The sequence below is a fragment of the Enterobacter sp. HMSC16D10 genome (assembly GCF_001807145.1).
Taxonomy (GTDB): Bacteria; Pseudomonadota; Gammaproteobacteria; order Enterobacterales; family Enterobacteriaceae; genus Enterobacter; species Enterobacter roggenkampii.
On the sequence record NZ_KV787894.1, the window covers coordinates 39,468 to 63,985 of the forward strand.

Consider the following 24,518-nt stretch of genomic DNA (forward strand, 5'->3'; position numbering starts at 1 on the left):
CACTTTGTTATATGCTTAATGAACAGGGCTTCGGCCCTGTTTTTTTATGCCTGACAGAAAATAATGGCGACTTTTGAAAAGCCGCACGCTTTTCGTCGCAAACGGTTGGCATTTTGTAAATCTACCGTTAACCTGATAGCGGATTTCACTTCTGTAATCACAATGGAACTTCGTCATGTTTGAGAACATTACCGCCGCTCCTGCCGACCCGATTCTGGGCCTGGCCGATCTGTTTCGTGCCGACGACCGCCCTGGCAAAATCAACCTGGGTATTGGTGTATATAAAGATGAAACCGGCAAAACTCCGGTACTGACCAGCGTTAAGAAAGCTGAGCAGTATCTGCTGGAAAACGAAACCACCAAAAACTACCTCGGTATTGATGGTATCCCTGAATTTGGTCGCTGCACCCAGGAGCTGCTGTTCGGTAAAGGCAGTGCAATTGTGAGTGACAAACGTGCCCGTACGGCACAGACCCCGGGCGGTACCGGCGCGCTGCGCGTGGCGGCGGATTTCCTTGCGAAAAACACCTCTGTGAAGCGTGTCTGGGTAAGCAATCCAAGCTGGCCGAACCACAAGAGCGTATTTAATTCTGCGGGTCTGGAAGTGCGTGAATACGCCTACTACGACGCAGCAAACCACTCTCTGGACTTTGACGGCCTGCTGGCAAGCCTGAGCGAAGCGCAGGCGGGTGACGTGGTGCTGTTCCACGGCTGCTGCCACAACCCAACCGGTATCGATCCAACGCTTGAGCAGTGGGAACACCTGGCGAAGCTGTCCGTAGAAAAAGGCTGGCTGCCGCTGTTTGACTTTGCCTACCAGGGCTTCGCCCGTGGCCTGGAAGAAGATGCCGAAGGCCTGCGCGCGTTCGCCGCCGTGCATCAGGAGCTGATTGTCGCTAGCTCGTACTCCAAGAACTTTGGTCTGTACAATGAGCGCGTGGGTGCCTGTACGCTGGTTGCGGCTAACGATGAGACCGTCGATCGCGCGTTCAGCCAGATGAAATCCGTTATCCGCGCTAACTACTCTAACCCGCCGGCACACGGTGCATCTGTCGTTGCGACTATCCTGAGCAACGATGCGCTGCGCGCCATCTGGGAACAAGAGCTGAACGATATGCGCCAGCGTATTCAGCGCATGCGCCTGCTGTTTGTGAACACCCTGGCGGAGAAAGGCGCGGACCGCGACTTCAGCTTTATCATCAAACAGAACGGCATGTTCTCGTTCAGCGGCCTGACCAAAGAGCAGGTTCTGCGTCTGCGTGAAGAGTTCGGCGTGTACGCCGTAGCGTCTGGCCGCGTGAACGTTGCAGGCATGACGCCTGACAACATGGCGCCGCTGTGCGAAGCGATTGTCGCCGTACTGTAATTTGCGCCCATAAAAAAGCCTGCATGATGCAGGCTTTTTTTATGCGGGTTACCAGACAGGCATTTCATCCTGAAGGAACGGATTATGGAGCCGTTCATAGCCCAGCGTCGACATCGGACCGTGCCCAGGGATAAACGTCACATCATCACCCAGCGGCAATAACTTCTGTTTAATCGACTGAATCAGCTGCCCGTGATCGCCGCGCGGAAAATCGCTGCGTCCTACGCCACCTTTGAAAATCACATCGCCGGAAATCAGCAGACGAGACTGGTCATCAAAGAAGACGATATGGCCTGGCGTATGCCCAGGACAATGCAACACCTGTAAAGTCACATTCCCTATGCTAACGCGCTCTCCTTCGTTCAGCCAGCGATCGGGCGTCAGGGGCTGACACTCATCCAGGCCAAACATGCGGCTTTGGGCGGGTAACCCCTGTAGCCAGAACTCATCTTCTTTTTCCGGACCGACAATCGGCACGCCGTAGTGTTCAGCCAGTTCAGCCGCTGCGCCCACATGGTCGAGGTGACCATGCGTCAGTAAAATCTGCATAAGCGTCACGCCGCTGTCGGCGACTTCCTGCTTGATCTTCTCAGCGTCACCGCCGGGATCGACAAGCGCGGCCAGTTTAGTCTGTTCGCACCAGATGAGTGAGCAATTCTGGGAGAACGCGGTAACCGGAATAATACGATAGTTCATACTGCTCCTGTGTTTCGTTATTACCAGTGCCGAACCGGACCGGTATCAATATGCACAAAGTTGCTGCTGGGGTAATATCCTACACCACCTGCGCGCATAGATAACGCAGCTTTGCGAATATTGGCTAACGAAACGCCCTCAATATGGAAATCCATTGCCTGTCCCTTCGTGTGATAGCTTTTTTTCGCTACCCCGCGACTGTGGGCGCGCAGTTCATTATTGGTATCAACAGAGCGATAACCAGAAATAAGCTGCACCGGCTTGCTGGTGCCCAGCAGGCCCTGAAGGCGGTAAAGCTGATCAAACAGTCCTGGATCGATGGCTTTTATTTTATTCGCGCGGAAATCACGGAAAAAATGGTTAAGTCTTGCTAATTCATCCTGAATATAGCCTCTGCCATCGAAGAACTCCGCTTTTAGCGACTCACCGGTATGAAGATTGTTGAGCGTTAAAACTCGCGGACGAGGTGTCGAGAGGGTGGCAAATGCTGGCGTCGGCAAGATGGCCGCTGCGCCAAGCGCAACACCACCTAACGCCAGCAGTTTGCGGCGATTAGCGTCAAATTTGTCCATGATAATCAGGTCTACAGGTAAAAGAAATCGTAATATGCATAGCGCACGAAGGGCACCTTAACTGGCAAAACCGGGTACGTCAAGGCGCCCAACCCCAGTGAATACGCGGCTTGCAGCGATATAGCCCCTTATTCACCCTAACTTACGACAATCATTTTTCCCGAACTGCTTCATTTACCTGATTAATTGTTCCGCTTTTGGCAAAATTTGTGCGCCGGATCGCGCGGTGAGATCATAATTGTAAATATCTGTACGGTACTGAGTCCGCCCGTCTTCGCCCACAAACGCCGTCAGATAGTAAAGATTGACCGGAATATTGTGCCGAATATTAACGTAACGCGTATCCCCTTGTTTCAGGGCATCCGAAATGCGCGTATCGTTCCAGCCCGCATCCTGCAGCAGCATATTGGCCAGCTCCGAGGCTTTGTTCACACGCACGCAGCCAGAACTCAGCGCGCGCGTATCTTTCTGGAACAGGTTGTGGTTCGGCGTATCGTGCAGATAGATAGCGTCAGAACTCGGCATATTGAATTTGTAACGCCCTAAAGAGTTATGCGCCCCCGGTGCCTGCTGGAAACGGAACGGCAGGTTTGACGCCGTGATTGTCGACCAGTCGACCATATAAGGATCGATAGCCTCTTTACTGTTCCATCCACGCATCACCGTATAGCCATGACGTTCCAGATAACCCGGATCGTTCCAGACCTTCGGCAGAATGTCTTTACGCGCCAGCGTCGGTGGCACGTTCCACGGCGGGTTAACGACTACGTTATTGAGCGCGCTGCTCATCATCGGTGTTTTGCGGTCCGGACGCCCGACAATCACGCGCGACGCCAGTTTTTCGCTACCGTCCTGGTAATAGACCAGGGAATACGCCGGAATGTTAACCATAATGCCGGTAGAGAGGGTTCCCGGCAGCAGGCGCAAACGCTGGATATTGAGCGCCAGCACCCCTGCCCGCTGCGCAGGCGATACGTTCAGCCAGTCTCGCGTCGTCTGGCCAATGACGCCATCGGCTCCCAGCCCCTGAGCGGCCTGGAATTGCTTCACTGCCGCAACCAGCTCGCGATCGTATGCTGCGGGTTTATTGCTGACGGCAATCGCTTTTTTCTCTTTCACGGGCGCTGACGGGCTGACCGCCGCATTTTGCGGATCGTCGCCTGGCAGGGCGATATGTGGCCCGCCTTCAAGAAGACCCGAGCGCGTCAGGATCTCGCGCAGAGCAGGCACATCGCTGCTCCACTGCCCCGGACGCAGCGTCGCGGTGCCGCGCATCTGCGGCCATGGGCGCGAGTCGCCCACCAGCGCGAGGAGAGACTGGTGAAGCGTGGCGTATTGTGGATGCGCCGGTGCGAGGCTGGCAATAAAGCGCGGCAGTTCGCCATTATCGAGGGCTAACTGCCACTGGTTAATCACCGACAGCGCTGGCGTCACGAGCTTGTACGGCTTATCGCTGTACAGCCAGCGGTTGCCATTGACCGGAATACCCGCCACGAACTGCAGGTAACCCATCATGGCATCGGAAAGCACCACATCTCGCGCCTGCCCTGTTACGGCAGGATCGGTTAACAGCTCAACCCACTTTGTAAACTGCGGCTGAAACCCTGCAATTGCGACCTCCGCCAGCTGTTGCTGAAAGGCACGCACGGCATCGCGGTTTTCCCACATCGGTTTCATATCGCGGGCGGCATAAAGCAGCGTGAGCTGATTGAGATAGACAGGCGTGTAGCCTGACGGCAGCCCCGACTGCAGCTGCTGGCTGAGCGATTCGGCGTCGATGCCTTCCGGCAGCGGCTTAATACCGGCCATGATCGCTGTCGCCGGAGATTGCTCCAGCGGCTGGGACAACGACGTAGGCTGCGTGCCTGTCGTTGCCGAGCTGTCAGTCGGCACAATTTCAGGCTCGTCGGCCTGGGCGGTTAACAGTGGAGCAAACATCACTGCCAGACATAAACTTAGCGCCGACAGCTGACGACCACATTTTTTCTTAAGCAACATCCCTTGCCCCCTGTTTTCACGACATGCCCATCACGTTGGGGCTTTCTTTCATTATAGGTAGACGGCTAAGCTGTTGCCTTACCTTATGTAAAGAAGTTTAAAGATAACGCAGCCCTAAGCACAAGTTAAGTTTAAAAAAAAAGCGGCGCCAGAGCGCCGCTTCGGGTCAGAAGACACTTCAGGAAGCGTCCGCCGTGGTTTCCGGCAGTGACTCCGGCGGCTGCGGCGCAAAGCCGCGCAGCCCGACAACGTGAACGTGCTCGCTGTTCTGGAACACTTTACGCACCAGCTTGTAGGTTGTCCCTTTTTCAGGGCTGATGTTCTCCGGTGCCGCAATGATGAGCTGCATATCGAGACGTTCGCAAAGCTCAAACAGCGTGGCAATGGAGCGCGCATCAAGACGCGCCGCCTCATCCAGGAACAGCAGTCGGCATGGGGAGATATCTTTGCCGCGCAGGCGGCGCGCTTCGTCTTCCCAGCTCTGTACCACCATCACCAGAATTGACATCCCGGTACCGATCGCTTCACCGGTAGAGAGCGCCCCGGATTCCGCACGCAGCCAGCCGTCTGAACCACGGTTTACCTCTACCTCCATTTCCAGGTAGTTACGGTAATCCAGCAGCTCTTCCCCGATGGTTTGCGGCGTACGCTGTCCCATATCAATCTGCGGGTTCAGGCGCTGATACAGTTTCGCCAGCGCTTCGGAGAAAGTCAGACGGTTGCTGTTGAACAGATCCTGGTGCTGCTCGTGCTGCTCAGACAGCACTTCCAGCAGCGTCGCGTGGGCTTCACGCACGTTGACGTTGAGGCGCACGCTGTTCACCTGGCCAAACGACACGTTCTGCAGACCCTGGTTCAGCTGGCGGATACGGTTCTGCTCGCGCTGAATGGTTTTGCGGATGATATTCGCCACGCTGCGGGAGCTGATCGCCAGCTTCTGCTCGCGAGAAGTCAGCTCTTCCGTCAGGCGCCCCAGCTCGATTTCCATCTGCTCAATGGCTTCGACCGGATCGTCGGTACGGATAATGTCCTGACGAATACGCTCGCGCAGGTGCTGGTAAACCGCCACGAAGAACTGGATTTTACGTTCAGGGCGTTTCGGATCTTCTGACATACGCAGGACATCGCGCAGGTGTTCGTTATCCGCCACCGCCAGACGCAGCGCACCCAGCGCCTTATCCGACATGGAACGCAGCTCATCGGCAGAGAGATACGCCAGCTCGCGACGGTGCAGACGACGCTCAACGTTATTGTCTTTCACCATGCGCATTACCGCGCACCAGCCCGCCTTCGCGGTCACGACCTGCTCGCGCATCTCAAAGTAGTCGCGCTCCAGCTTGCGCAGGCGACGGGTCAGGTTATCCATTTCTGCTTCGCAGAAGGTGAGCGCTTTTTCCAGCTGATTGCGACGCGCGCGGTTGTTGCTGAGCTGAGCATGCAGCTCGTCACGACGAATGCGCGCGCGCTCTTCCGCCCCGCTGTCGGCACGGACGCCGATATCCTGAAGCTCTTTCTGCAGGTCGTTTAACAGCTCTTTCTTGGTATCGAAGGAGCTTTTCAGCGAGGCCAGCACCTGGTTGTACTGGTTCAACTGAGCGGAGTGGCTGCGCATCGCTTCGCGGGCGCGGGTACGCTCCGCTTCCGCCTGCTCAAGGCGCTGACGCAGCTTTTCATTCAGATCGCTGTTACCGCTCAGCATTTCCGCCGAATCGGAGTAGCCGAAATGGGCGCGACGCTGCACCACTTCCGTCAGGGCAAACGCCTGCTGACGCGCTTCGCGCTGCACCTGCTGTGACCAGGCATAATCTTCTTTTAACTGCTCGAACTGTTCCGGGTCGCTCTGCAGGACAGAGACAACCGGCTCCAGCTTCGCCAGCTGATTGCCGTGCTGCTGCACGAAGCGCGCGGCTTCCTGCGCTTCATCCAGACGCTCCTGGATCTCATCCACGCGGTCGGCCAGCGTGTCGTCTGCCAGCAGATTCAGGCGCGGCAGAATACGGTTAAGGGCCGCGACGCCCTCTTTCGCCTGCTCGAACTGGACGCGACTCTGCTGGTTGTCGCTTTCATGACTGGCAATCGCCCGTTCCAGTTCGCCACGGCGGGTATTGAGTTTGCGAATTTCCGCTTCCGGGTCGGCTTCGAAGGCCACGGCCAGATGGCTGCCGATAAAGCGGCTAAACGCCTGATGCAGACGCTGGGTTTTCTGCACGTCAAACGACAGCGTCGCAAAACGTTCAGACAGCGTTTCACGCTCGGCGTGCAGGCTTTCGATGCGGCTTTCGCGCGCGGCACGGCCAAACAGCGGCAGTTCCGGGAAGCGGGAATAGCGCCACTGACGGTCGGCGATTTTGACCACCACCGCTTTTTCCAGCTCGTCGACGCTGAATACGCTGTCATCGAACGACTGCGGATCCCCTTCGATCAGGTAGAGATCTTCCGGACAATCTTCCAGACCGGCAAGCTGCTCAGAAATCAGCGACAGATCCGGCACCACGATCGCGTTACGCGACGGGCCATACAGTGCCGAGAAGTATGGCGCATCGTCCAAGCCGACGTCGTCGTAAATCTCAGACAGCAGTACGCCGCCAAAACGCTCTGCCAGGGCATTGAGGCGCGGGTCTTCCGCACCGCCCGGCTGGCTTAAGCGCTCAATTTCTTCGTCGACGTCACGCTTGCGCGCGCCCACTTCATCACGCTCAACAATCGCCTCGCGCTCGCGCTCCAGCAGCTGCTGCAGGTATTCGGTCACTTCCTGGCTGGATTCGAACTGCTCGCCGCACTGCTCACTGAGCTGGTTAAGGCTGCTCTGGGCCGCCAGCCAGACCGGGGCACGCTGCAGAAGTGCTTGCGAACGGGACTGAAGCTGTTCCAGCTCCTGACGCAGGGTCATACGCTGTTCGCTGGCGCTGGAGACCGTGTCTGAAAGCGCAGCGATACGCGCCTCGAGCTCCTGATGCAGGGCCTCAAGCTCGTCAAAATCGTAATGTTTGCCCTGACGCTTGCAGAATTCGGCCAACAGACGCTCGGCCTCCTGCTGCTCGCGCAGGCGCTGTTCCAGCTCGTTCAGACGCATACGCAGCGGCTGAACCTGCTCGGCCAGATGGCGCTGGTTTACGCCGTCGCGCAGCAGCTCGCGGGCAACGTCCCAGGCTTCGTTACGCGCCAGCGGGCCGTTAATCGCCACAACCAGCTGATAGGCCTGCTCAAACTGGCTGTGCGCCGTTTGGGCGACGCTCATTTTCTGTTCGAGGGACAGCAGTTTCTCAGTGGCTTCCTGCTCTTTGGCCTGGAAGGTATCCAGCCACTCGTCGGCGCTTTCCGGCGTCAGGTCTGGCAGATGGCACAGCTCTTTCGCGCGCTGTAAGGCCTGCAGTGCCTGGGTGTACTGGATTGCACGCGTCTGCTGCACGTCCAGCGCCTGCTGATAATCGGCAAGCTGGCTTTTCAGCTCATCCACTTCCAGCTCGGCCGCTTCGGCGCGGGCTTCGTTCTCTTCCTGCATCTCGGCGGCTTCGGCCACCACTTCATTTTGCTCTTCAAGACGAATTTGCAGCTCGTCGAGGTCCGCTTCATAGCGCTCGATTTTTTCCTGCTGACGGAGCGCGGTCTGCACCAGGTTCAGGTGATCGCTGGCGGCCTGGTAATCGGCTTCCAGGTCACCTTCAGCACCGTTGTGCTCACCGAGCTCGCGTGCCATTTCGACGTGCTTGTACTGCTCGGCCACCAGCTGTTTGCGGGAGGTAAACAGCTCGCGGCGGTATTCTAATGCCTGATCGAGGTGGACGCGGCGCTCGTTGGCGTGGCGCATGTAGTCCGCCGCCACGTAGTTAGTGGCTTCGCTGATCAGGTGTTTAAACAGATCGCGGTCAGACTGGGTCACGCGAATCGCTTCCAGCGTCATGCGGTTTTCACGCAGCGCCGCCTCCATGTCCTGGAAGGCCTTACGCACCCCACTGTTTTCCGGCAGCAGGTAGTCGCGCAGGGAGCGGGTAATGGCGCTGGAGATACCGCCGTACAGGGACGCTTCGATCAGGCGGTAGTATTTGCTACGGTCTGATGCGGTACGCAGACGACGCGCCACCACGCCGAGATCGAACATCAGCGAGTGGTAGTCTGTAATCGAGTTGAACTGTTTGAACTGCACGCCTTCGATCGCTTCGAGCTTATCTTTCAGCTCCTGCAGCGTCAGCACGCGCGCCTGGCGCTCGTTCAGGGTTTCCGTCAGCAGCGCCGTCGGCTGCACAGACGTTGGCAGCCCCTGGATGGCGAACGGTTTAATGTCGACTTTACGGTCGCGACCGGCAACCTGCTGCAGGCGCACGCCCACCACCACGCGCTGATGGCGGGAGTTAATGACGTCCAGAACCGAATAACAGACGCCCGCTTTCAACTTACCGTGCAGACCTTTATCACGGGAACCGCTTGTGGCCCCCGCTTCGGTGGTGTTACGGAAGTGAAGCAGCGTCAGGTCAGGGATCAGCGCCGTGACAAAGGCCGCCATGGTGGTGGATTTACCCGCCCCGTTACCGCCGGAGAGCGTCGTGACCAGCTCATCCAGATCGAACGTTCGGGCAAAGAAGCCGTTCCAGTTAATCAGCGTCAGTGAGCGAAATTTACCGCGTTCAATCATTACTCTTCCTCCCCGCTATCCGGCAGATTCTCTTCATGCTCATCATTGAGCTGCAAATGGTTTTCCACCGGCATCGCTTCACCGTCGCGGATCATGCGAAGCTGCGCTTCACGCGCGTCATCGCCCGCACGCACGTCGGCGCCGAAGCGGAAGACAGATTCCGTAATGCGGAATTTGCTGCTGTCGTGACCCATAAACCAGACTATCCCCAGACGACGCAGACGGTTCAGGGAAGAGCGAACCTTTTCCTGTAGTTTCTGACGATCGAGATCCGACCCCGTGGAGCGGTTGTTCACCAGCTTGAGCAGCTTACCCTCATCTGCCAGCGTCAACAGCTCGTCGTAAAGTTCCTGCTGGGTGAAGATCCCTTCATTCGCCAGACGTTCCGGGCTGAGGTAGAGGTAGCAGAGAATTTTGCCGACCATCATATCCAGCTCGGAGAGCACGGAACGCGGAATCAGCGTCGTGGAGCGCGGGCGCAGGTAGAAAAACCCTTCCGGCGCGCGGATAAGCTCCACGTTGTAGCGGGCGTAAAACTCTTCCAGGTACTCCTGGAAGTCCATCAAAAAGGCGTGATTATCCAGCTCGTCTAAGCCAATGTGACGACCGGCACGCAGCTGGCTGTCCAGCGCCGGAAATAACGGATTCGCCAGCGCCTGTGCCAGCTTAACCGGCATCACTTGTTCAATATTTGTCAATGACATGCGCCTGTACCTTGGCTCCGTAATCGTTAATTGGCTGCCACTTCGGCGGCAGTCCGGTGAAATCGGCTTGCGCGATACCCAGGCGAACAGCCTGGTCTACCACAATGCGGGCAACGTCGAAGTGGCGCGCGCGAGGATATTGCGCCAGATAGTCGCGCACCACGAGCCCCAGATCCAGCGGAGCTTGTCTGGTTTTGTAGACCGCAAGCTGTTCTTCGATCATCGCCGCAAGCTGCTCGCGAATTTCGTTAAATTCTTCGTATTCCAGATCCGGCGGCAGTTCACCGGTTACCTCTTCATCACGCAATGCCATCTCTTCGTCGCGCATATCCAGCAGACGATCGGCATTGGCGTAGGTCAGCGCCCACGGCGCATCGAAATAGGTCTGCACCGACTGGCGCAGACGCTGGGCAAAGACGCGGTTTTTATCCATATCGATCGCGGTACGGATAAATTTATGCACGTGTCGGTCGTAGCCGATCCACAGGTCGATCGACTGCTGGCCCCAGCTGATGATGCGGTCCAGTTTACTCTGCAGGTCGAACACCAGACGGTCGATAAAGTGCAGATCGTCGTGTGCCAGCGTCGCGTCCTGGATGCGCAGCAGGTTCGCCTGCAGCTTATCCCCTGCGGCTTCCAGCGTATCCTGCAGCTCACGCAGCGTACCGGAGGTTTCTGACAGCAGAAGTTCACAGCTGGAGATGGCTGCACGCCAGTCTTTATTCAGCAGCTGTGCGATATCGTCTTTGACCTGCTGCTGCTGTTCGTCCATCAGGCGCTGGGTCAGATCGATACTGTCGAAGATTTCCGCCACCGAGTATTTCAGCGGTGCATAGACGTTTCGGTGCCAGTGGAATTCGTCACCGTCTTCATCTGCCGCATCGGCGGCGCGCTTAAGCTCACCGGCCACGATCGACAGCTGCATGGACAGACGCAGCGTGGAAAATTCGCGCTGGCGTATGTAGTAATCGGTGATGCCGATGCCCAGTGGCGTCAGGCGATAGATGGCGTTTCCTTCCGCCTGCTCGCTGGTAAAGCGGTTCAGCAGACGTTGACGCACCATATCGTTGATTGCGTTGTTGGCACGCACGCTAATGGTTTCGCTGGTTTGCTCAAACGCATCACTGACATGGCGGAACGCGTCCACCAGTTCACCCTCGCTCATTTCCCCATCCAGCCGCTCGCCGTTCAGCGTGGCGACCGCCAGCAGGAAAGAGAGTCTGTCTACCGGCAGCGAGATGGAGAAATCGTTTTTCCTGGCCCAGGCAACCAGTTCGGGGACTGTCTGGGAAAATTCACTCATAGGTTATCCTTGCATCTGCGGCTTGTGCGCGGTGACGTGAATATAGCGGCCAAGGCTGACAAAAGGCTCCTGGCGGCAATACCGCGTTTCCAATTCTGTTAAGGTGTCAAAACAGTCACGCTGTTTGTGTTTTTCACGCAGATAATCATGAAACACCCTGACGCCCGTCTTCCCGACAATCTGCCAGCCAATCGCTTCCAGCCAGCCATAGACCTGCTGTGGATCGCGCGGATAGTCCGGGGAAAGCGTGCGTTTTTTCTTTTTGGGCATCCCGACCTGAACATAGTCGAAGTTTCCCGCAACCATGTTGTGCATCAGGAAGCCGTTAGCATTGTAGAACATCAACGACAGCGTGCCGCCCGGGCGCAACATCGACCACAGGGTTTGTAACACGCTTAGCGGATCGGCAACCCACTCCAGCACCGCATGAAACAATATCAGATCAACCTGGGTTTCCAAATGCTGTGCGATGTCCTGAGCGGCGCATTGTATAAAATGCATGTTGTCGCTCACACCTTTCTCTTCTGCCGCACGCGTCGCGCGGGCGACCATTTCAGCAGAAAGATCGCAAAGCGTGACGTGATGACCGCGTTCCGCCATTCTTATGGCCGTCTGTCCTTCACCGCCTCCGGCATCCAGCACGCGCAACGTTTGACCACCAAAGGTAGCCAGAATGGTGTCCAGATCCTGCCAGAGGATCGTCTGACGGAGCTGCCCTTTCGTGGTGCCATAAATGTTGCGCGAAAACTTTTCCGCGATGTCATCAAAATTGCGATCCCGCATTGGGAGAGTTCCACTCGCTAACTGCAAAACCGCTATTTTGTCACACCCGCGCGGAGAATGAACCTCTCTGGTGTAATATCACCGTCAATCACCTGCTATATGGTCAAAAAAGGAACCAAAAAGGATGCTTTTTACCCTTAAGAAATACATTGGAGGGATGATGCTTCCCCTTCCGCTGCTGCTCATCATCATCGCGCTGGGGCTGGCGCTGGTGTGGTTCAGTCGCTTTCAGAAGAGTGGCAAAACGCTGATCACGTTCGGCTGGTTGGTCCTGCTGCTGCTGAGCCTGCAGCCGGTCGCGGATGGTCTGTTACGCCCCATCGAAAACAGGTACCCGACATGGCAGGGAAATCAGAAAGTGGCGTACATTGTTGTGCTGGGCGGCGGATATACCTGGGATCCTGACTGGGCCCCCAGCTCAAACCTGATCAACAACAGCCTGCCGCGGCTAAACGAAGGCATTCGCCTCTGGCTGGCGAATCCGGGATCAAAAATGATCTTCACCGGCGCGGCGGCCAAAACGAACCCGGTGAGTACGGCGGAAGCGGGTGCCCGGGTCGCGGAATCACTCGGCGTACCGCGCTCCTCCATTGTCACTCTGGACAGCCCGAAAGATACTGAGGAAGAGGCCGCCGCAGTGAAGCAGGCGATTGGTGAAGCCCCGTTCTTACTGGTGACCTCCGCCTCGCACCTGCCACGCGCGATGATTTTCTTTGAAAAACAGGGCCTGCACCCGCTTCCCGCACCGGCGAACCAGATGGCCATCGACGCGCCGCTTAATCCGTGGGAGCGGGTAATCCCGTCCCCTATGTGGCTGATGCATAGCGATCGCGTCGGTTATGAGACGCTTGGACGCCTCTGGCAGTGGCTGAAAGGTTCCTCAGGCGAGCCAGGGCAAGAGTGATTTGGTCGCCAGATCGAAGTTTGCGCGATTAAAGCGTCCGGTGTTAACCAGCTGCGCAACTTCGTCCCAGAGCAGGTAGAGCCAGCGCCGCCAGAGAAACGCTTCCGCAACGGGGGCGCGTTGAAGGTAATGCCACAGTAAACCTTCCGCCGCCCCGCTGTCGCTGAGCCTGAACAGCTCATATTCGCGCGGAGCCCAGAGCATGATCCCCGGCCCCACCATCGCCAGAAGCTGATCGCTGCGGGGGTCTTTTAGCATACTCCGCAGGGTGAAGTTACAGTGGATCAGCACGCAGTTATCGTTAAAACCTTCGAACAGCGCCGGTAAACACTCCCGGGTGCGAAAGAGAATACGTTTGTCCTGCATGGTTAAACCGGTATTGTTGAACTGGTTAAGCGTTCCCCACAGCACTTCAACCCGCTGGCGATACCACAGCGGCCAGAGATTTTCCTGCGTGCTGTCGACCGGCCCGACAAGTCCGCGGCTATCCTGACGGTGCCACGCCAGCAGCGCCTCGACAATCTGGTCTTTTAGCTGTTCCCAGCGTTCCGGCGTTCGCGCGGGCGCTTCAACGGGTACACCACGTAAACGTTCAATCAGCAGTACGTCCGGGCCGGGGTGTTCCTCATGGGTCATCACGCCGTACACCGTCGGCATACGCACGGTTCCCTCCCGCGCCAGCATCGACATTTTCCATGCAAGCTGCCTGGCAACGCCGGGTGACGTGAAACTCCGTGCCATCAGCGGCATTGGGTTACCCTCACTGTCGTACAACGACCAGAGCGCGGTATCGGCTTTTTCACTCACGCATTCGACCCGGCTTAACTTTTCACCCAGCAGATGGCTAAGTTCGGCACGCAGCTGTTCCATATGAGATTACCCCCATTAAGACTACTGCTTTTATAATGAGCGTCCTTAATGAAGATGTCACCCGGAAGAGATCAATCAGGAAAAAGAAAGTGAAAAATAAACCGGAGAGTGCATCTCTCCCAACGGAGAGATGCCGGTAAGATTAACGCAATTCGGCGCGAACGCGCTCAAGATCTTCAGGGGTGTCTACGCCCGTGCCGGGGACTTCCTCAGCAACGGCAACGTGAATTTTCTCGCCGTACCAGAGCACGCGGAGCTGCTCCAGCATTTCGATATGCTCCAGCGGACTCGGGGCCCAGGCCACATAACGGCGAATAAAGCCGGCGCGATAGCCGTAGATCCCAATATGACGCAGGAAGGTATCACCGATGGTCTCTTTAGAAAGCGCAAAGCGATCGCGATCCCACGGGATCGTGGCACGGGAGAAATAGAGCGCATAGCCTTCCGCATCCATGACGACCTTCACCGCATTCGGGTTGAAAGCTTCTTCTGCATGATGAATGGGTACCGCCAGCGTGGCCATTCCGACCTGACGCTGCGCCAGGTTTTCGGCCACCTGACGGATAATGACAGCGGGGATCATCGGCTCGTCACCCTGCACGTTTACGATAACCGTATCATCACTGAAACCGCATTTCTCAACCACTTCCGCCAGACGCTCGGTGCCGGACTGGTGATCTGCGCGGGTCATGCATACCTCACCGCCTGCCGCCTCAACCGCACGAGCGACATCCGGATGATCGGTGGCAACAATCACGCGGTCAGCACCGGATTCACGCGCACGCTCAAGGACATGCACAATCATCGGCTTGCCGGTGATATCCACGAGCGGCTTACCCGGCAGACGCGTTGAGGCATAACGCGCAGGAATAATGACAACAAAACTCATGGTTTGCTCTCTTCTGCCACCAGGGAACGGGCTTCGTTTTCCAGCAATACAGGAATACCGTCGCGCAGCGGGAAAGCCAGGCTGTCCAGCTTGCAAATGAGCTCTTGTTTGTCCTGGCTGTAGTAGAGTTTGCCGTTGCATACCGGGCAGGCAATAATTTCAAGTAAACGGTGATCCATAGTTCCTCCGTATGGGTAATCGCTAAAGCTTAACACATTCCTTTTTCAGGGCGTGCCTGTTTCCCAGCCACTTCGACAGGATGTAAACAATCCATCAGGTACCCGGCCCAGCGTCACGTCGTCGGCCCCCTGCCAGCGCGCGAATTCGCTAATGGCGGACGTTAACCCTTTTTCCAGGCTCGCCGTCACCCTGACGCCCTCTTGCAAATAAAGCGCAATGATTTCAAGCGTGCCGGTCTTGCGGTGCATTTTGGCATCCATGCGCCCGACCAGCTGCCCCTTATGCAGGAGCGGTAAAACAAAGTAGCCATACTGGCGCTTTGGGGCCGGGGTATAACATTCCAGCCGGTAGCTGAAATCAAAGAGCTGCTCGGCGCGTTTTCTGTCCCAGACGACCGGGTCGAAAGGCGACAATACCGCGCTGTGGGTCGCCTGCAGTTTCCCCTCCAGGGCCTGAGGCAATAGCGGGAGGAGATCCGCATGTAGCCACATTTCGCCCAGCGTTTCCACGGTAACGGGAATGACGCGCTGTTCGCGTTGCAACATGTCCAGCAGCGGTTTCAGCGCGGGCTGGCGCAGGCGATAGTAATCTGCCAGCCATTGCGTGCGAAAAATCCCCAGACTACGGGCGCTGTTTTCTAACATAATGGCCTCGGCCGCCTCCTGGGTAAGCAGGTCGCGCTCGTCGTCCCAGTGGGGCATCACGCGATGCGTGAGGTCGTAGACGCGCTGAAAATTACGCCGCTCAATCACCATGACTTTGCCTGAGGTAAACAGGCCTTCGAGATGACGCTTGTGCGGCTTCCACTCCCACCAGCCGCTTGTACCTTTGCGCGGGTGTTCAAAATCGGCGGAGCGTACAGGACCGTTTTCCTGAATATGCGCGATGAGCTGCTCTATTTCAGCCGCATGTTCCTGCATCCACGCCTGCCGGTATTTCCAGCCCATCTTTTCCGGCGCAAGCATACGGTGACGCACAAGGGCAAAATCGCTGCGGGGAAGGAAGCAGGCTTCGTGCGCCCAGTACTCCATCAACTCCCCCTTGCTGAGCGCCTCATCCAGCCACTGAGAAGGATAGCTCCCCAGGCGGCTGAACAGCACCAGGTAAGGGCTACGTGCCACAATATTAATGGTGTCGATCTGGAGTAGCGACATGCGCTGTACGGTAGAGAGAATATCGGCAGGCTGCGCGCGACGGCGGGGCTTTTTGAGCAGCCCCTGCGCGGCAAGGTGGAGATTACGTGCGGCTGAGAGCGAGAGTTGCGGTAAAGACATGCGTTTTCCTGTCAGTCAAAGCGCCACCAGAACCGCGTAAGCCTTTAGTGCACCAACGCAATCAGTTCCTTGAGCAAATGTTCCGGCTGCTCACCGCTGAGTTCGGCGTCAACCGGCAGATACCACCAGTTATCTTTCGCAAAGGCGCGGCATTTCACCGCATCTTTTTCGGTCATGATCAGCGACTGCCCGGGTACGGTCAGGGCAGCGACCTGCCCTTCCACCAGCGCCTGGTGGTCGGCCAGCGGAACGCGTTTTTCAAGCCGGGCACCACACTGTTCCAGCGTCGCGAAGAAGCGCGGCGGATGACCAATGCCCGCCATCGCTACCAGTGAAGGCAACTCTGAAACCGACCGGCGTTCACCCGTCACCAGGTTGATTGCCAGACCCGGCTGCAGGTGCATCGGGATTTCACCCGTTTTCGCCTCACCACCGTTCACGATCACCGCATCAACGGACGTCAGACGCGAAGCGCGTTCGCGCATGGGTCCGGCAGGTAACCACCAGCCGTTCCCAAAACGGCGAACCCCGTCGATGACCACAATCTCTTTATCTCGCGCCAGGGCATAATGCTGCAGACCATCGTCAGTGATAATGATCTGTACCGCATGTTCGGCAAGCAGGGCCCGGACGGCATCGCTGCGCACCGGGGAGACCGCAACAGGGGCGCCAGTACGCTGGAAAATCAATACCGGTTCATCACCCGCTTCAGCCGTCGTGGTTTCCGCTGTCAGCAACAGCGGGTAATGCGCCGCTTTACCGCCATATCCCCGCGATACCACGCCCGGGCGTATACCGCGCTTTTGCAACTGCTCCACCAGCCAGATCACCACCGGCGTTTTGCCGTTGCCGCCCGCCGTAAGATTACCGACAACCACAACGGGCACCGGCGCGCGCCAGGCCCGCTTCACCCCAAGACGATAAAGCAGACGGATAATGCCGCTCACCAGGCCGTAGAGCCAGGAGAGCGGCAAAAGCAGCAGCCACAGCGGGGATTCACCGGACCAGATGCGTGCAATCATTCGCCGAACTGCATCTTATGAAGCTGAGCGTAAACACCGCGGTGTTCCAGCAGATCAGCATGGCTTCCGCGTTCAACAATGACCCCATCCTCAACCACGACGATTTCATCAGCCTGCTCGATAGTCGACAGACGGTGCGCAATCACCAGCGAGGTGCGGTTCTTTTGTAGCTCATCCAGCGCCGACTGAATCGCGCGTTCAGATTCCGTATCCAGCGCAGAAGTCGCTTCGTCCAGGATCAGTATCGGGCTGTCGCGCAGCAGCGCTCGGGCAATGGCGATACGCTGACGCTGCCCACCGGAGAGCAGTACACCGTTCTCGCCGATGATGGTATCCAGACCGTTATCCATCTTGTTGATAAAGTCCATCGCGTAGGCCATACGTGCGGCGTTCTCAATCTGCTCGCGGCTGTACTCTTCAGTGCGTGCATAAGCAATATTGTTTGCCACGGTATCGTTGAACAGGTGCACGTTCTGGGAGACCAGCGCCACCTGGTTACGGAGCGACTGCAGGGTATACTCCCGCAGATCGTGACCGTCTAACAGAATTTCACCTTCGTCAATGTCGTAGAAACGGGTGATCAGGCTGGCAATGGTCGATTTACCCGAGCCGGAACGGCCTACCAGCGCAACGGTTTTCCCCGCCGGAATGGTCAGGTTGATATTGCGCAGAGCCGGTGTTTCGCGGCCAGGATAGGTAAAGGTCACATTGCGGAACTCAACGTCGCCGTTCGCGCGCTCAATGACGCGTTTGCCTTCATCTTTTTCCTGCTCGGAATCCAGAATGCTGAACAGGGTCTGACAGGCCGCCATCCCACGCTGGAACTGGGCGTTGACGTTTGTCAGTGATTTCAGCGGACGCATCAGGGCGATCATTGAGGAGAAGACCACGGTGATGGTACCCGCCGTCAGCGTCTCCATGACGCTCGGGAAGCTTGCCGCATACAGAACGAACGCCAGCGCCAGTGAGGCGATCAGCTGAATAATCGGGTCGGAGATAGAAGAGGCCGAGACCATTTTCATCCCCTGCAGACGCATTTTGTTGCTCACTTTATCAAAGCGTTTGGTTTCAACGTCCTGACCACCAAAAATCAGCACTTCTTTATGCCCTTTCAGCATCTGCTCTGCGCTGGTAGTCACCTGCCCCATCGTATTCTGCATATTCTTGCTGATATTACGGAAGCGTTTTGAGACGACGCGGATAGCAATAGAAACCACCGGTGCCAGAACGATAAGGATGAGCGACAGCTGCCAGCTGTAGTAGAACATCATCACGAACAGGCCGATAATCGACGCGCCCTCGCGCACAACGGTAATCAGCGCGCTGGAAGAGGAAGAGGCAACCTGCTCGGAGTCGTAGGTGATCCGCGACAGCAGCGTCCCGGTTGACTGCTTGTCAAAGAACGCAACCGGCATGCCCATCATGTGACTGAACAGCCGACGGCGCATGGTCATCACTACTTTCCCGGATACCCAGGAAATGCAGTAGCTGGAGATATAGCTGGTGATACCGCGTAAGATCATCAGTCCGATAACCACCAGAGGCATCCATAGCAGCACTGAGCGATCCGTTTTACCAAAACCGTCGTCCAGTAACGGTTTGAGAAGCGATAGCATAAAGGTATCGCTGGCTGCGTTGAGGATTAACGCTACACCCGCCACGATCAAGCCTGCTTTAAAAGGGGCAATCATCGGCCAGAGTCGGCGGAACGTTTGCCACGTGGAGAGATCTTTGTCGTTATGCATTCAAAAAACCAGCATTGTTGAAATAGCCGCATATTCTACCCGTTATCGACGGGCGCGCCAAACCACTGATGATACCAACGTGGTAAAATTTGCTCTCGCAAGCGCCGGATTTGCCAGTGATGTTGCGAGAATGTCACCGATATTTGTCCTGAATGAGGAGTATCGTGCCAGATATATCCCTCTTTTCGATAACGTCGAACGACTTTTGCCGACGGGAAGTGCCATGCGTTATAGCGGGCCGCAGAATCCAGGGCGATCTGTCCTTCCACCCGCTGTACCAGCGGCAATGAAGACGAGGTATTGCTGCCATGATGGGGGACCTGTATGAGCGTGGCCCTCAGATGACGCCAGTAATGGCTAAGCATAGCCTGTTCCGCCTGCACTTCAATGTCCCCTGTTAGCAGAACGCTTTGCTCCCCGTCGTCCACCTTTACCACACAGGAATGGTTATTCCCCTGGGCCGGGTAATTTTCAGGAGGCCAGTGGACGGTAAAGGTTAATTCCTGCCATTCCCATTTCTGCCCACGAAAACAAGGGCGGTGCCCCGTCCTGCGTAACGGGCTTCTTACCCATATATCCGGCCATGCTTTTTGCAACGACGCGAGGCCTCCTGCATGGTCGAGGTGTTCATGACTGAGAATCACTCCTTCTGGCCGTAGGTGATGCCAGCGAAGCCAGGGAATAATTAACCGCTGCGCGCTATCCCCGCCCGGCCAGGCGAGCCCGGTATCGAAGAGAATGGCTTTTCCCTGCCTTTCAATGACCATGGACAGCCCCTGCCCCACGTCCAGCATATGCAGCGTCCAGCTCTCGCTTTTTGCCGCTCGCCAGAGGGTAAATGTCAGCAGGACACTGCCTGCAAGACAAACGGCAGGAACGGTTTTCCAGGCACGAAAACGCCAGGCAATAATACTCAACCACGGCAGTAATGCCAGGGCTTGCCAGCGCTGGTCGACATTCTGCCAGCCATCAGGCAGGCGCATCAGTAGCCAGAAGAGTCCCGCAAGCGACTTATCGGCGGCAAACCAGATGGCACTTTCTACCGCAGCCAGCGGTAGCAAATGGAGCAGCATACCGAGCAGGATCAGCGGGACGGAGACAAACGTTACCAGGGGCACGGCAAAGAGATTCGCGACCAGGGATGAGAGGCTGAAGCCATGGAAAATCAGAACCTGTAACGGCATGAGCAGCAGCAACATCCCGACCTGCAGATAAATCAGGTTCAGTAGCGGCCGCATCCGTCGTGTCCAAATCCAGTCGGGAAGAGGCAGCCACTGAAACCAGAAAATCAGCGCGGCGACGGCAAAGGCTGACAGAGCCAGACTCTGCGAAAGTACGGCCAAGGGATCGTTAATCAGTATCGCCGCGATGCAGCAGCTCCAAACCTGCCAGGGAGACCACTGACGGCCAGTAATCCGCAACAGAGCAAGCACCGCAAGGGCGATGATCGTCCTCAGCGCAGGCGGTTGCAGGCCGGTAAGCCAGGCGTAGAAAGCAGCAAAGAACAACCCGGCAAGGAGAGGCATTTGCCAGTGGACGCGGTGGCTGGGTAATAAAAACTGGAGTCCACGTGCAAGTAACCAGACGAGAGAGGCTGCCAGCGCGATATGCAGACCCGAAATCGCCATCAGATGCAGCGTGCCGGTTTCCCGCATCAGGTCTTTTATTTCACGGGGTACTTCCAGGCGTTCTCCCATCCCAAGCCCCAGGATAACCGCTCCCCATCGGTAAGCTGAAAGTCGGTTTTGCAGCGACATCAGATATTGCGCCCGCAGGCTGCAGCGCCCGTCGACGATCTCCGCACGGGTGAAGCGCCCGCTCAGCGTTTGATGTCGGGCAAAAGCGCTGCGCTGAGAATCATAACCGCCGTCGTTGAGTTCGCCGTGTGCAGGCCTGAGCCTGAGCGTCACGCTCCAGCGCTGCCCTGCACACGCCTTTTGCGGCAGATAATTGCCATACAGCGTTACGCCGGTAGAGGCCCACCAGCGCTTGCCATTGACGCTTAGAATGCTTCCCTGATGTTGAGTGGCGCCGTCGGTCGCGGTGAGCTCTATCTCAGCCTGCACGGCCCCCGTTGTTAAATGCTGCATCGGCCAGACGCTCTCCTGCGCGGCCAAAATGCCCCAGGCACAAAATAACAGCGTCATACCCGCATACCTCAGTCGACTGTTTTGCCATACCGCTAGCACTATCCCGCCAGCCAACATTGCCCACACGGTGTAGGGGGAAGGCAGTTCAGGTAACCAGAGTAACGGGACGATCGCCAGAATGGCGCAGATGCTAAGCGCGGGAATTCCCATTGCCACCTCCCTGTTTCAGGGTGGCAGTATGCAGGCAGGTTGAGCATGTCGTCAGGCGTGAAGGATGCGATTTACGGCAAGCGCAGCAAGGTATTTAACGGGTTGCAGAAAACGAAACGGAAAATGCGGGGCACCTTCAGAAAGAAAGCGACGGGTACAAAAAAAGCACCCGCAGGTGCTTTCTTTCGAACCCAGTTTAACCGGCTGGCTAAACTCAGTTGCCGTAAATATTGGCGCGATCGCGCAGTTCTTTACCCGGCTTAAAGTGTGGAACGTACTTACCTTCCAGCTCGACTTTATCGCCAGTTTTCGGGTTACGCCCGGTACGTGGAGCACGATAGTGCAGAGAAAAACTACCGAAACCGCGGATTTCAATGCGCTCGCCCTGGGCAAGAGTGGAGGCCATATGCTCCAGCATCTCTTTTACGGCATCTTCCACTGCCTTGGCAGGGATATGCGGTTGCTGACTGGCAAGTCTTTCAATCAATTCTGACTTGGTCATGATTCCTCCGGTTCCTTTCAAACCAATTAGCTGAACAGCTCATTAAACAAGGGCGGCCGTAGCCGCCCTTTGTTATTGATTACAGGACGAATCCTGTAATCTGTCAAGTTTGCTCCTCATCCTTCGCGCTGTAAATGCGTTACAGCGCAAATGATGCTGAGAACCTGATATTACTCGCCTTTAGCTGCTTTGAAAGCTTCAGCCATTGCGTTGTTAGAGAAGTTTGCATCTTCCTGTTTGTTAACAGTTGCGATTGCATCTTTCTCATCAGCTTCGTCTTTAGCACGAACAGACAGGCTGATTGCACGGTTCTTACGGTCAACACCGGTGAACTTAGCTTCAACGTCGTCGCCTACGTTCAGAACCAGAGTGGCATCTTCAACGCGGTCACGGGAAGCTTCAGAAGCGCGCAGGTAACCTTCAACGCCGTCAGCCAGTTCTACGGTTGCGCCTTTCGCGTCAACTGCAGTGACTTTACCGTTTACGATTGCGCCTTTCTTGTTCAGTGCAACCCAGTTGTTGAACGGATCTTCTGCGAGCTGTTTAACGCCCAGGGAGATACGCTCACGCTCTGCGTCAACCTGCAGAACAACTGCAGCGATTTCGTCGCCTTTTTTGTATTCACGAACTGCTTCTTCGCCTGCAACGTTCCAGGAGATGTCAGACAGGTGAACCAGGCCATCGATGCCGCCGTCCAGGCCGATGAAGATACCGAAGTCAGTGATAGACTTGATTTTACCTTCAACACGGTCGCCCTTGTTGTGGGTTTCCGCGAACTGCTGCCATGGGTTGTTTTTGCACTGCTTCAGGCCCAGGGAGATACGACGACGTTCTTCGTCGATATCCAGAACCATCACTTCCACTACATCACCAACGTTAACAACTTTGGATGGGTGGATGTTTTTGTTGGTCCAGTCCATTTCGGAAACGTGCACCAGACCTTCAACGCCTTCTTCGATTTCAACGAAGCAGCCGTAGTCAGTCAGGTTGGTTACGCGACCAGTCAGTTTAGTCCCTTCTGGGTAACGCTTAGCGATAGCTACCCATGGATCTTCGCCCAGCTGTTTCAGGCCGAGGGATACACGAGTACGCTCGCGGTCGAACTTCAGCACTTTAACAGTGATTTCGTCGCCCACGTTCACGATTTCGCTTGGGTGCTTAACGCGTTTCCACGCCATGTCGGTGATGTGCAGCAGGCCATCAACGCCGCCCAGGTCAACGAATGCGCCGTAGTCAGTGAGGTTCTTAACGATACCTTTGACTTCCATGCCTTCCTGCAGGTTTTCCAGCAGCTGATCGCGTTCTGCGCTGTTTTCGGATTCGATAACGGCACGACGGGAAACAACAACGTTGTTACGCTTCTGGTCCAGCTTGATTACTTTGAACTCAAGCTCTTTGCCTTCCAGGTGCAGGGTGTCACGAACTGGACGAACGTCTACCAGAGAACCTGGCAGGAACGCACGAATACCATTCAGCTCAACAGTGAAGCCACCTTTAACTTTGCCGTTGATAACACCGACCACAGTTTCAGCTTCTTCGTAAGCTTTTTCCAGCGTGATCCATGCTTCGTGACGTTTCGCTTTCTCACGAGAAAGCAGGGTTTCACCGAAGCCGTCTTCTACTGCGTCCAGAGCAACGTCAACTTCGTCGCCAACCTGGATTTCCAGCTCGCCCTGGGCGTTTTTGAACTGCTCTGCCGGAATGGCGGACTCAGATTTCAGACCGGCGTCAACCAGTACTACGTCTTTGTCGATAGCAACAACAACACCGCGAACGATGGAACCCGGGCGGGTTTCGATTTCTTTTAAGGATTCTTCAAACAGTTGAGCAAAAGATTCAGTCATGTTTAATCTTCAGGTTAATATTAACGTCCACCTGGCTCCATGCCGGATGGGGTTGTTTCACATACCCGCCGTCAATCCATTGCAGCGGGGGTACTGCTAAATCGGTCGCGATTACGCGAGTGCCAGTTTTTGGCGCGAATATTGTAGCGCTTTTTCAATCACTTGCTCAATAGTTAAACTGGTTGAATCCAGAACTAATGCATCTTCTGCTGGAACAAGTGGGGCGACGGCGCGGTTACGATCGCGGTCATCGCGCTCTTTTATCTCGGATAAAAGGCGATCAAAGTTAACACTAAACCCCTTTTCCTGCAACTGAAGCATGCGGCGTTGAGCGCGTTCTTCCGAAGAGGCGTCAAGGAAAATTTTCACAGGTGCATCAGGGAATACCACGGTTCCCATATCGCGTCCGTCCGCGATCAAACCCGGGGCCTCACGGAACGCGCGCTGACGGCGTAACAGCGCCTCACGAACGCGCGGGAAGGCCGCTACCTGAGAGGCCGCATTCGCCACTTCCTGAGTACGGATTTCCCCGCTCACGTCTTCCCCTTCAAGGATGACTTCCAGGTTGCCATTGGTCGACACGAAACGCACATCAAGATGCGCAGCCAGCGGAACCAGCGCTTCTTCTGACGCCACGTCCACATGATGATGCAGCGCAGCCAGGGCCAGCACGCGATAGATTGCTCCCGAATCTAAAAGATGCCATTGCAATGCTTCCGCCATCGCTTTGCACAGAGTCCCTTTCCCTGCGCCACTCGGCCCGTCAATGGTGATTACCGGGGCAATTGCCGTCATCTTTTTCTCCTTAAATAAGGCATACCGTTTACATGAACGCCGCGCATTATACGCGTCAACGTGCGCAACTGTTACCTTTGCGTGCAAATTACGGATTGATTGAAGCAGAGTGTAGAAGAAATGAACGGAAGTGTTCGTCAG

18 protein-coding genes and 1 pseudogene are annotated in these 24,518 nt (G+C 56.3%); 2 read left to right on the forward strand and 17 right to left on the reverse strand.

What is annotated here, in order from left to right; translation table 11 throughout:
• Positions 1-175: 175 nt before the first annotated feature.
• Positions 176-1,366 (forward strand): aspartate transaminase, encoded by a 1,191-nt coding sequence (gene aspC / locus HMPREF3143_RS16555; protein ID WP_008499949.1) that lies wholly within the window; start codon positions 176-178, stop codon positions 1,364-1,366.
• A gap of 48 nt (positions 1,367-1,414) precedes the next feature.
• On the opposite strand, the gene HMPREF3143_RS16560 is transcribed toward aspC, so the two are convergent.
• From HMPREF3143_RS16560 to cmoM, 7 genes and pseudogenes are all read right to left on the reverse strand, one after another.
• On the reverse strand, positions 1,415-2,062 hold the full coding sequence (locus tag HMPREF3143_RS16560; RefSeq protein ID WP_008499950.1) for an MBL fold metallo-hydrolase: 648 nt from the start codon (positions 2,060-2,062) through the stop codon (positions 1,415-1,417).
• A 20-nt stretch (positions 2,063-2,082) separates the two neighbouring features.
• Positions 2,083-2,634 (reverse strand): peptidoglycan L,D-endopeptidase MepK, encoded by a 552-nt coding sequence (locus HMPREF3143_RS16565; RefSeq protein WP_008499951.1) that lies wholly within the window; start codon positions 2,632-2,634, stop codon positions 2,083-2,085.
• 174 nt (positions 2,635-2,808) lie between these two features.
• Positions 2,809-4,632: a L,D-transpeptidase gene (gene ldtD, locus HMPREF3143_RS16570; RefSeq protein WP_023292875.1), complete on the reverse strand. Its 1,824-nt coding sequence runs from the start codon at positions 4,630-4,632 to the stop codon at positions 2,809-2,811.
• A gap of 178 nt (positions 4,633-4,810) precedes the next feature.
• Entirely contained in the window at positions 4,811-9,262 is a 4,452-nt protein-coding gene (gene mukB, locus HMPREF3143_RS16575; RefSeq protein ID WP_023292876.1) for a chromosome partition protein MukB, read from the reverse strand.
• Positions 9,262-9,966, reverse strand: a complete 705-nt coding sequence (gene mukE / locus HMPREF3143_RS16580) for a chromosome partition protein MukE (RefSeq protein WP_070533742.1) — start codon at positions 9,964-9,966, stop codon at positions 9,262-9,264. The genes mukB and mukE overlap by 1 nt, the downstream gene beginning before the upstream one ends.
• Positions 9,947-11,269 (reverse strand): chromosome partition protein MukF, encoded by a 1,323-nt coding sequence (gene mukF / locus HMPREF3143_RS16585; protein ID WP_008499955.1) that lies wholly within the window; start codon positions 11,267-11,269, stop codon positions 9,947-9,949. The genes mukE and mukF overlap by 20 nt, the downstream gene beginning before the upstream one ends.
• Positions 11,262-12,052: pseudogene (gene cmoM, locus HMPREF3143_RS16590) on the reverse strand (tRNA uridine 5-oxyacetic acid(34) methyltransferase CmoM). Before cmoM ends, mukF begins: the two are co-directional and overlap by 8 nt.
• A 124-nt stretch (positions 12,053-12,176) precedes the next feature.
• Between cmoM and elyC the strand changes: the two are divergent.
• Positions 12,177-12,956 carry an envelope biogenesis factor ElyC gene (gene elyC / locus HMPREF3143_RS16595; protein ID WP_023327028.1) on the forward strand — a complete coding sequence of 260 codons (780 nt, stop codon included), beginning with the start codon at positions 12,177-12,179 and terminating at the stop codon, positions 12,954-12,956.
• Here the strand turns inward: elyC and HMPREF3143_RS16600 are convergent.
• The 10 genes from HMPREF3143_RS16600 to cmk form a co-directional block, all read right to left on the reverse strand.
• Entirely contained in the window at positions 12,933-13,826 is an 894-nt protein-coding gene (locus HMPREF3143_RS16600) for a YcbJ family phosphotransferase (RefSeq protein WP_070533743.1), read from the reverse strand. The two genes, elyC and HMPREF3143_RS16600, sit on opposite strands and share 24 nt — an antisense overlap.
• A 142-nt stretch (positions 13,827-13,968) precedes the next feature.
• Entirely contained in the window at positions 13,969-14,715 is a 747-nt protein-coding gene (gene kdsB / locus HMPREF3143_RS16605) for a 3-deoxy-manno-octulosonate cytidylyltransferase (RefSeq protein WP_023327027.1), read from the reverse strand.
• Positions 14,712-14,894: a protein YcaR gene (gene ycaR / locus HMPREF3143_RS16610; RefSeq protein ID WP_006174474.1), complete on the reverse strand. Its 183-nt coding sequence runs from the start codon at positions 14,892-14,894 to the stop codon at positions 14,712-14,714. The genes kdsB and ycaR overlap by 4 nt, the downstream gene beginning before the upstream one ends.
• A 45-nt stretch (positions 14,895-14,939) precedes the next feature.
• A complete protein-coding gene (locus tag HMPREF3143_RS16615) occupies positions 14,940-16,169 on the reverse strand; it encodes a winged helix-turn-helix domain-containing protein (protein WP_070533745.1) in 1,230 nt (409 codons plus the stop codon).
• Positions 16,170-16,213: 44 nt separating this feature from the next.
• Positions 16,214-17,191 (reverse strand): tetraacyldisaccharide 4'-kinase, encoded by a 978-nt coding sequence (gene lpxK / locus HMPREF3143_RS16620; RefSeq protein ID WP_008499962.1) that lies wholly within the window; start codon positions 17,189-17,191, stop codon positions 16,214-16,216.
• Positions 17,188-18,936 (reverse strand): lipid A ABC transporter ATP-binding protein/permease MsbA, encoded by a 1,749-nt coding sequence (gene msbA / locus HMPREF3143_RS16625; protein ID WP_008499963.1) that lies wholly within the window; start codon positions 18,934-18,936, stop codon positions 17,188-17,190. Before msbA ends, lpxK begins: the two co-directional genes overlap by 4 nt.
• Positions 18,937-18,971: 35 nt before the next feature.
• Positions 18,972-21,236: a ComEC family protein gene (locus HMPREF3143_RS16630; protein ID WP_070533747.1), complete on the reverse strand. Its 2,265-nt coding sequence runs from the start codon at positions 21,234-21,236 to the stop codon at positions 18,972-18,974.
• A gap of 214 nt (positions 21,237-21,450) precedes the next feature.
• Positions 21,451-21,738, reverse strand: a complete 288-nt coding sequence (gene ihfB / locus HMPREF3143_RS16635) for an integration host factor subunit beta (RefSeq protein ID WP_008499965.1) — start codon at positions 21,736-21,738, stop codon at positions 21,451-21,453.
• A 170-nt stretch (positions 21,739-21,908) separates the two neighbouring features.
• Positions 21,909-23,582 (reverse strand): 30S ribosomal protein S1, encoded by a 1,674-nt coding sequence (gene rpsA, locus HMPREF3143_RS16640; protein ID WP_008499966.1) that lies wholly within the window; start codon positions 23,580-23,582, stop codon positions 21,909-21,911.
• A gap of 111 nt (positions 23,583-23,693) precedes the next feature.
• Positions 23,694-24,377, reverse strand: a complete 684-nt coding sequence (gene cmk / locus HMPREF3143_RS16645; RefSeq protein WP_070533749.1) for a (d)CMP kinase — start codon at positions 24,375-24,377, stop codon at positions 23,694-23,696.
• Between the last annotated feature and the right edge of the window lie 141 nt (positions 24,378-24,518).

Coding starts and splice junctions, on each gene's coding strand:
- mukF (WP_008499955.1), bottom strand. CDS start 11,269: ATGAGTGAATTTTCCCAGACAGTCCCCGAACTGGTTGCCTGGGCCAGG.
- HMPREF3143_RS16565 (WP_008499951.1), bottom strand. CDS start 2,634: ATGGACAAATTTGACGCTAATCGCCGCAAACTGCTGGCGTTAGGTGGT.
- elyC (WP_023327028.1), top strand. CDS start 12,177: ATGCTTTTTACCCTTAAGAAATACATTGGAGGGATGATGCTTCCCCTT.
- cmk (WP_070533749.1), bottom strand. CDS start 24,377: ATGACGGCAATTGCCCCGGTAATCACCATTGACGGGCCGAGTGGCGCA.
- HMPREF3143_RS16560 (WP_008499950.1), bottom strand. CDS start 2,062: ATGAACTATCGTATTATTCCGGTTACCGCGTTCTCCCAGAATTGCTCA.
- lpxK (WP_008499962.1), bottom strand. CDS start 17,191: ATGATTGCACGCATCTGGTCCGGTGAATCCCCGCTGTGGCTGCTGCTT.
- HMPREF3143_RS16630 (WP_070533747.1), bottom strand. CDS start 21,236: ATGGGAATTCCCGCGCTTAGCATCTGCGCCATTCTGGCGATCGTCCCG.
- HMPREF3143_RS16615 (WP_070533745.1), bottom strand. CDS start 16,169: ATGTCTTTACCGCAACTCTCGCTCTCAGCCGCACGTAATCTCCACCTT.
- ycaR (WP_006174474.1), bottom strand. CDS start 14,894: ATGGATCACCGTTTACTTGAAATTATTGCCTGCCCGGTATGCAACGGC.
- mukB (WP_023292876.1), bottom strand. CDS start 9,262: ATGATTGAACGCGGTAAATTTCGCTCACTGACGCTGATTAACTGGAAC.
- HMPREF3143_RS16600 (WP_070533743.1), bottom strand. CDS start 13,826: ATGGAACAGCTGCGTGCCGAACTTAGCCATCTGCTGGGTGAAAAGTTA.
- aspC (WP_008499949.1), top strand. CDS start 176: ATGTTTGAGAACATTACCGCCGCTCCTGCCGACCCGATTCTGGGCCTG.
- kdsB (WP_023327027.1), bottom strand. CDS start 14,715: ATGAGTTTTGTTGTCATTATTCCTGCGCGTTATGCCTCAACGCGTCTG.
- msbA (WP_008499963.1), bottom strand. CDS start 18,936: ATGCATAACGACAAAGATCTCTCCACGTGGCAAACGTTCCGCCGACTC.
- ihfB (WP_008499965.1), bottom strand. CDS start 21,738: ATGACCAAGTCAGAATTGATTGAAAGACTTGCCAGTCAGCAACCGCAT.
- ldtD (WP_023292875.1), bottom strand. CDS start 4,632: ATGTTGCTTAAGAAAAAATGTGGTCGTCAGCTGTCGGCGCTAAGTTTA.
- mukE (WP_070533742.1), bottom strand. CDS start 9,966: ATGTCATTGACAAATATTGAACAAGTGATGCCGGTTAAGCTGGCACAG.
- rpsA (WP_008499966.1), bottom strand. CDS start 23,582: ATGACTGAATCTTTTGCTCAACTGTTTGAAGAATCCTTAAAAGAAATC.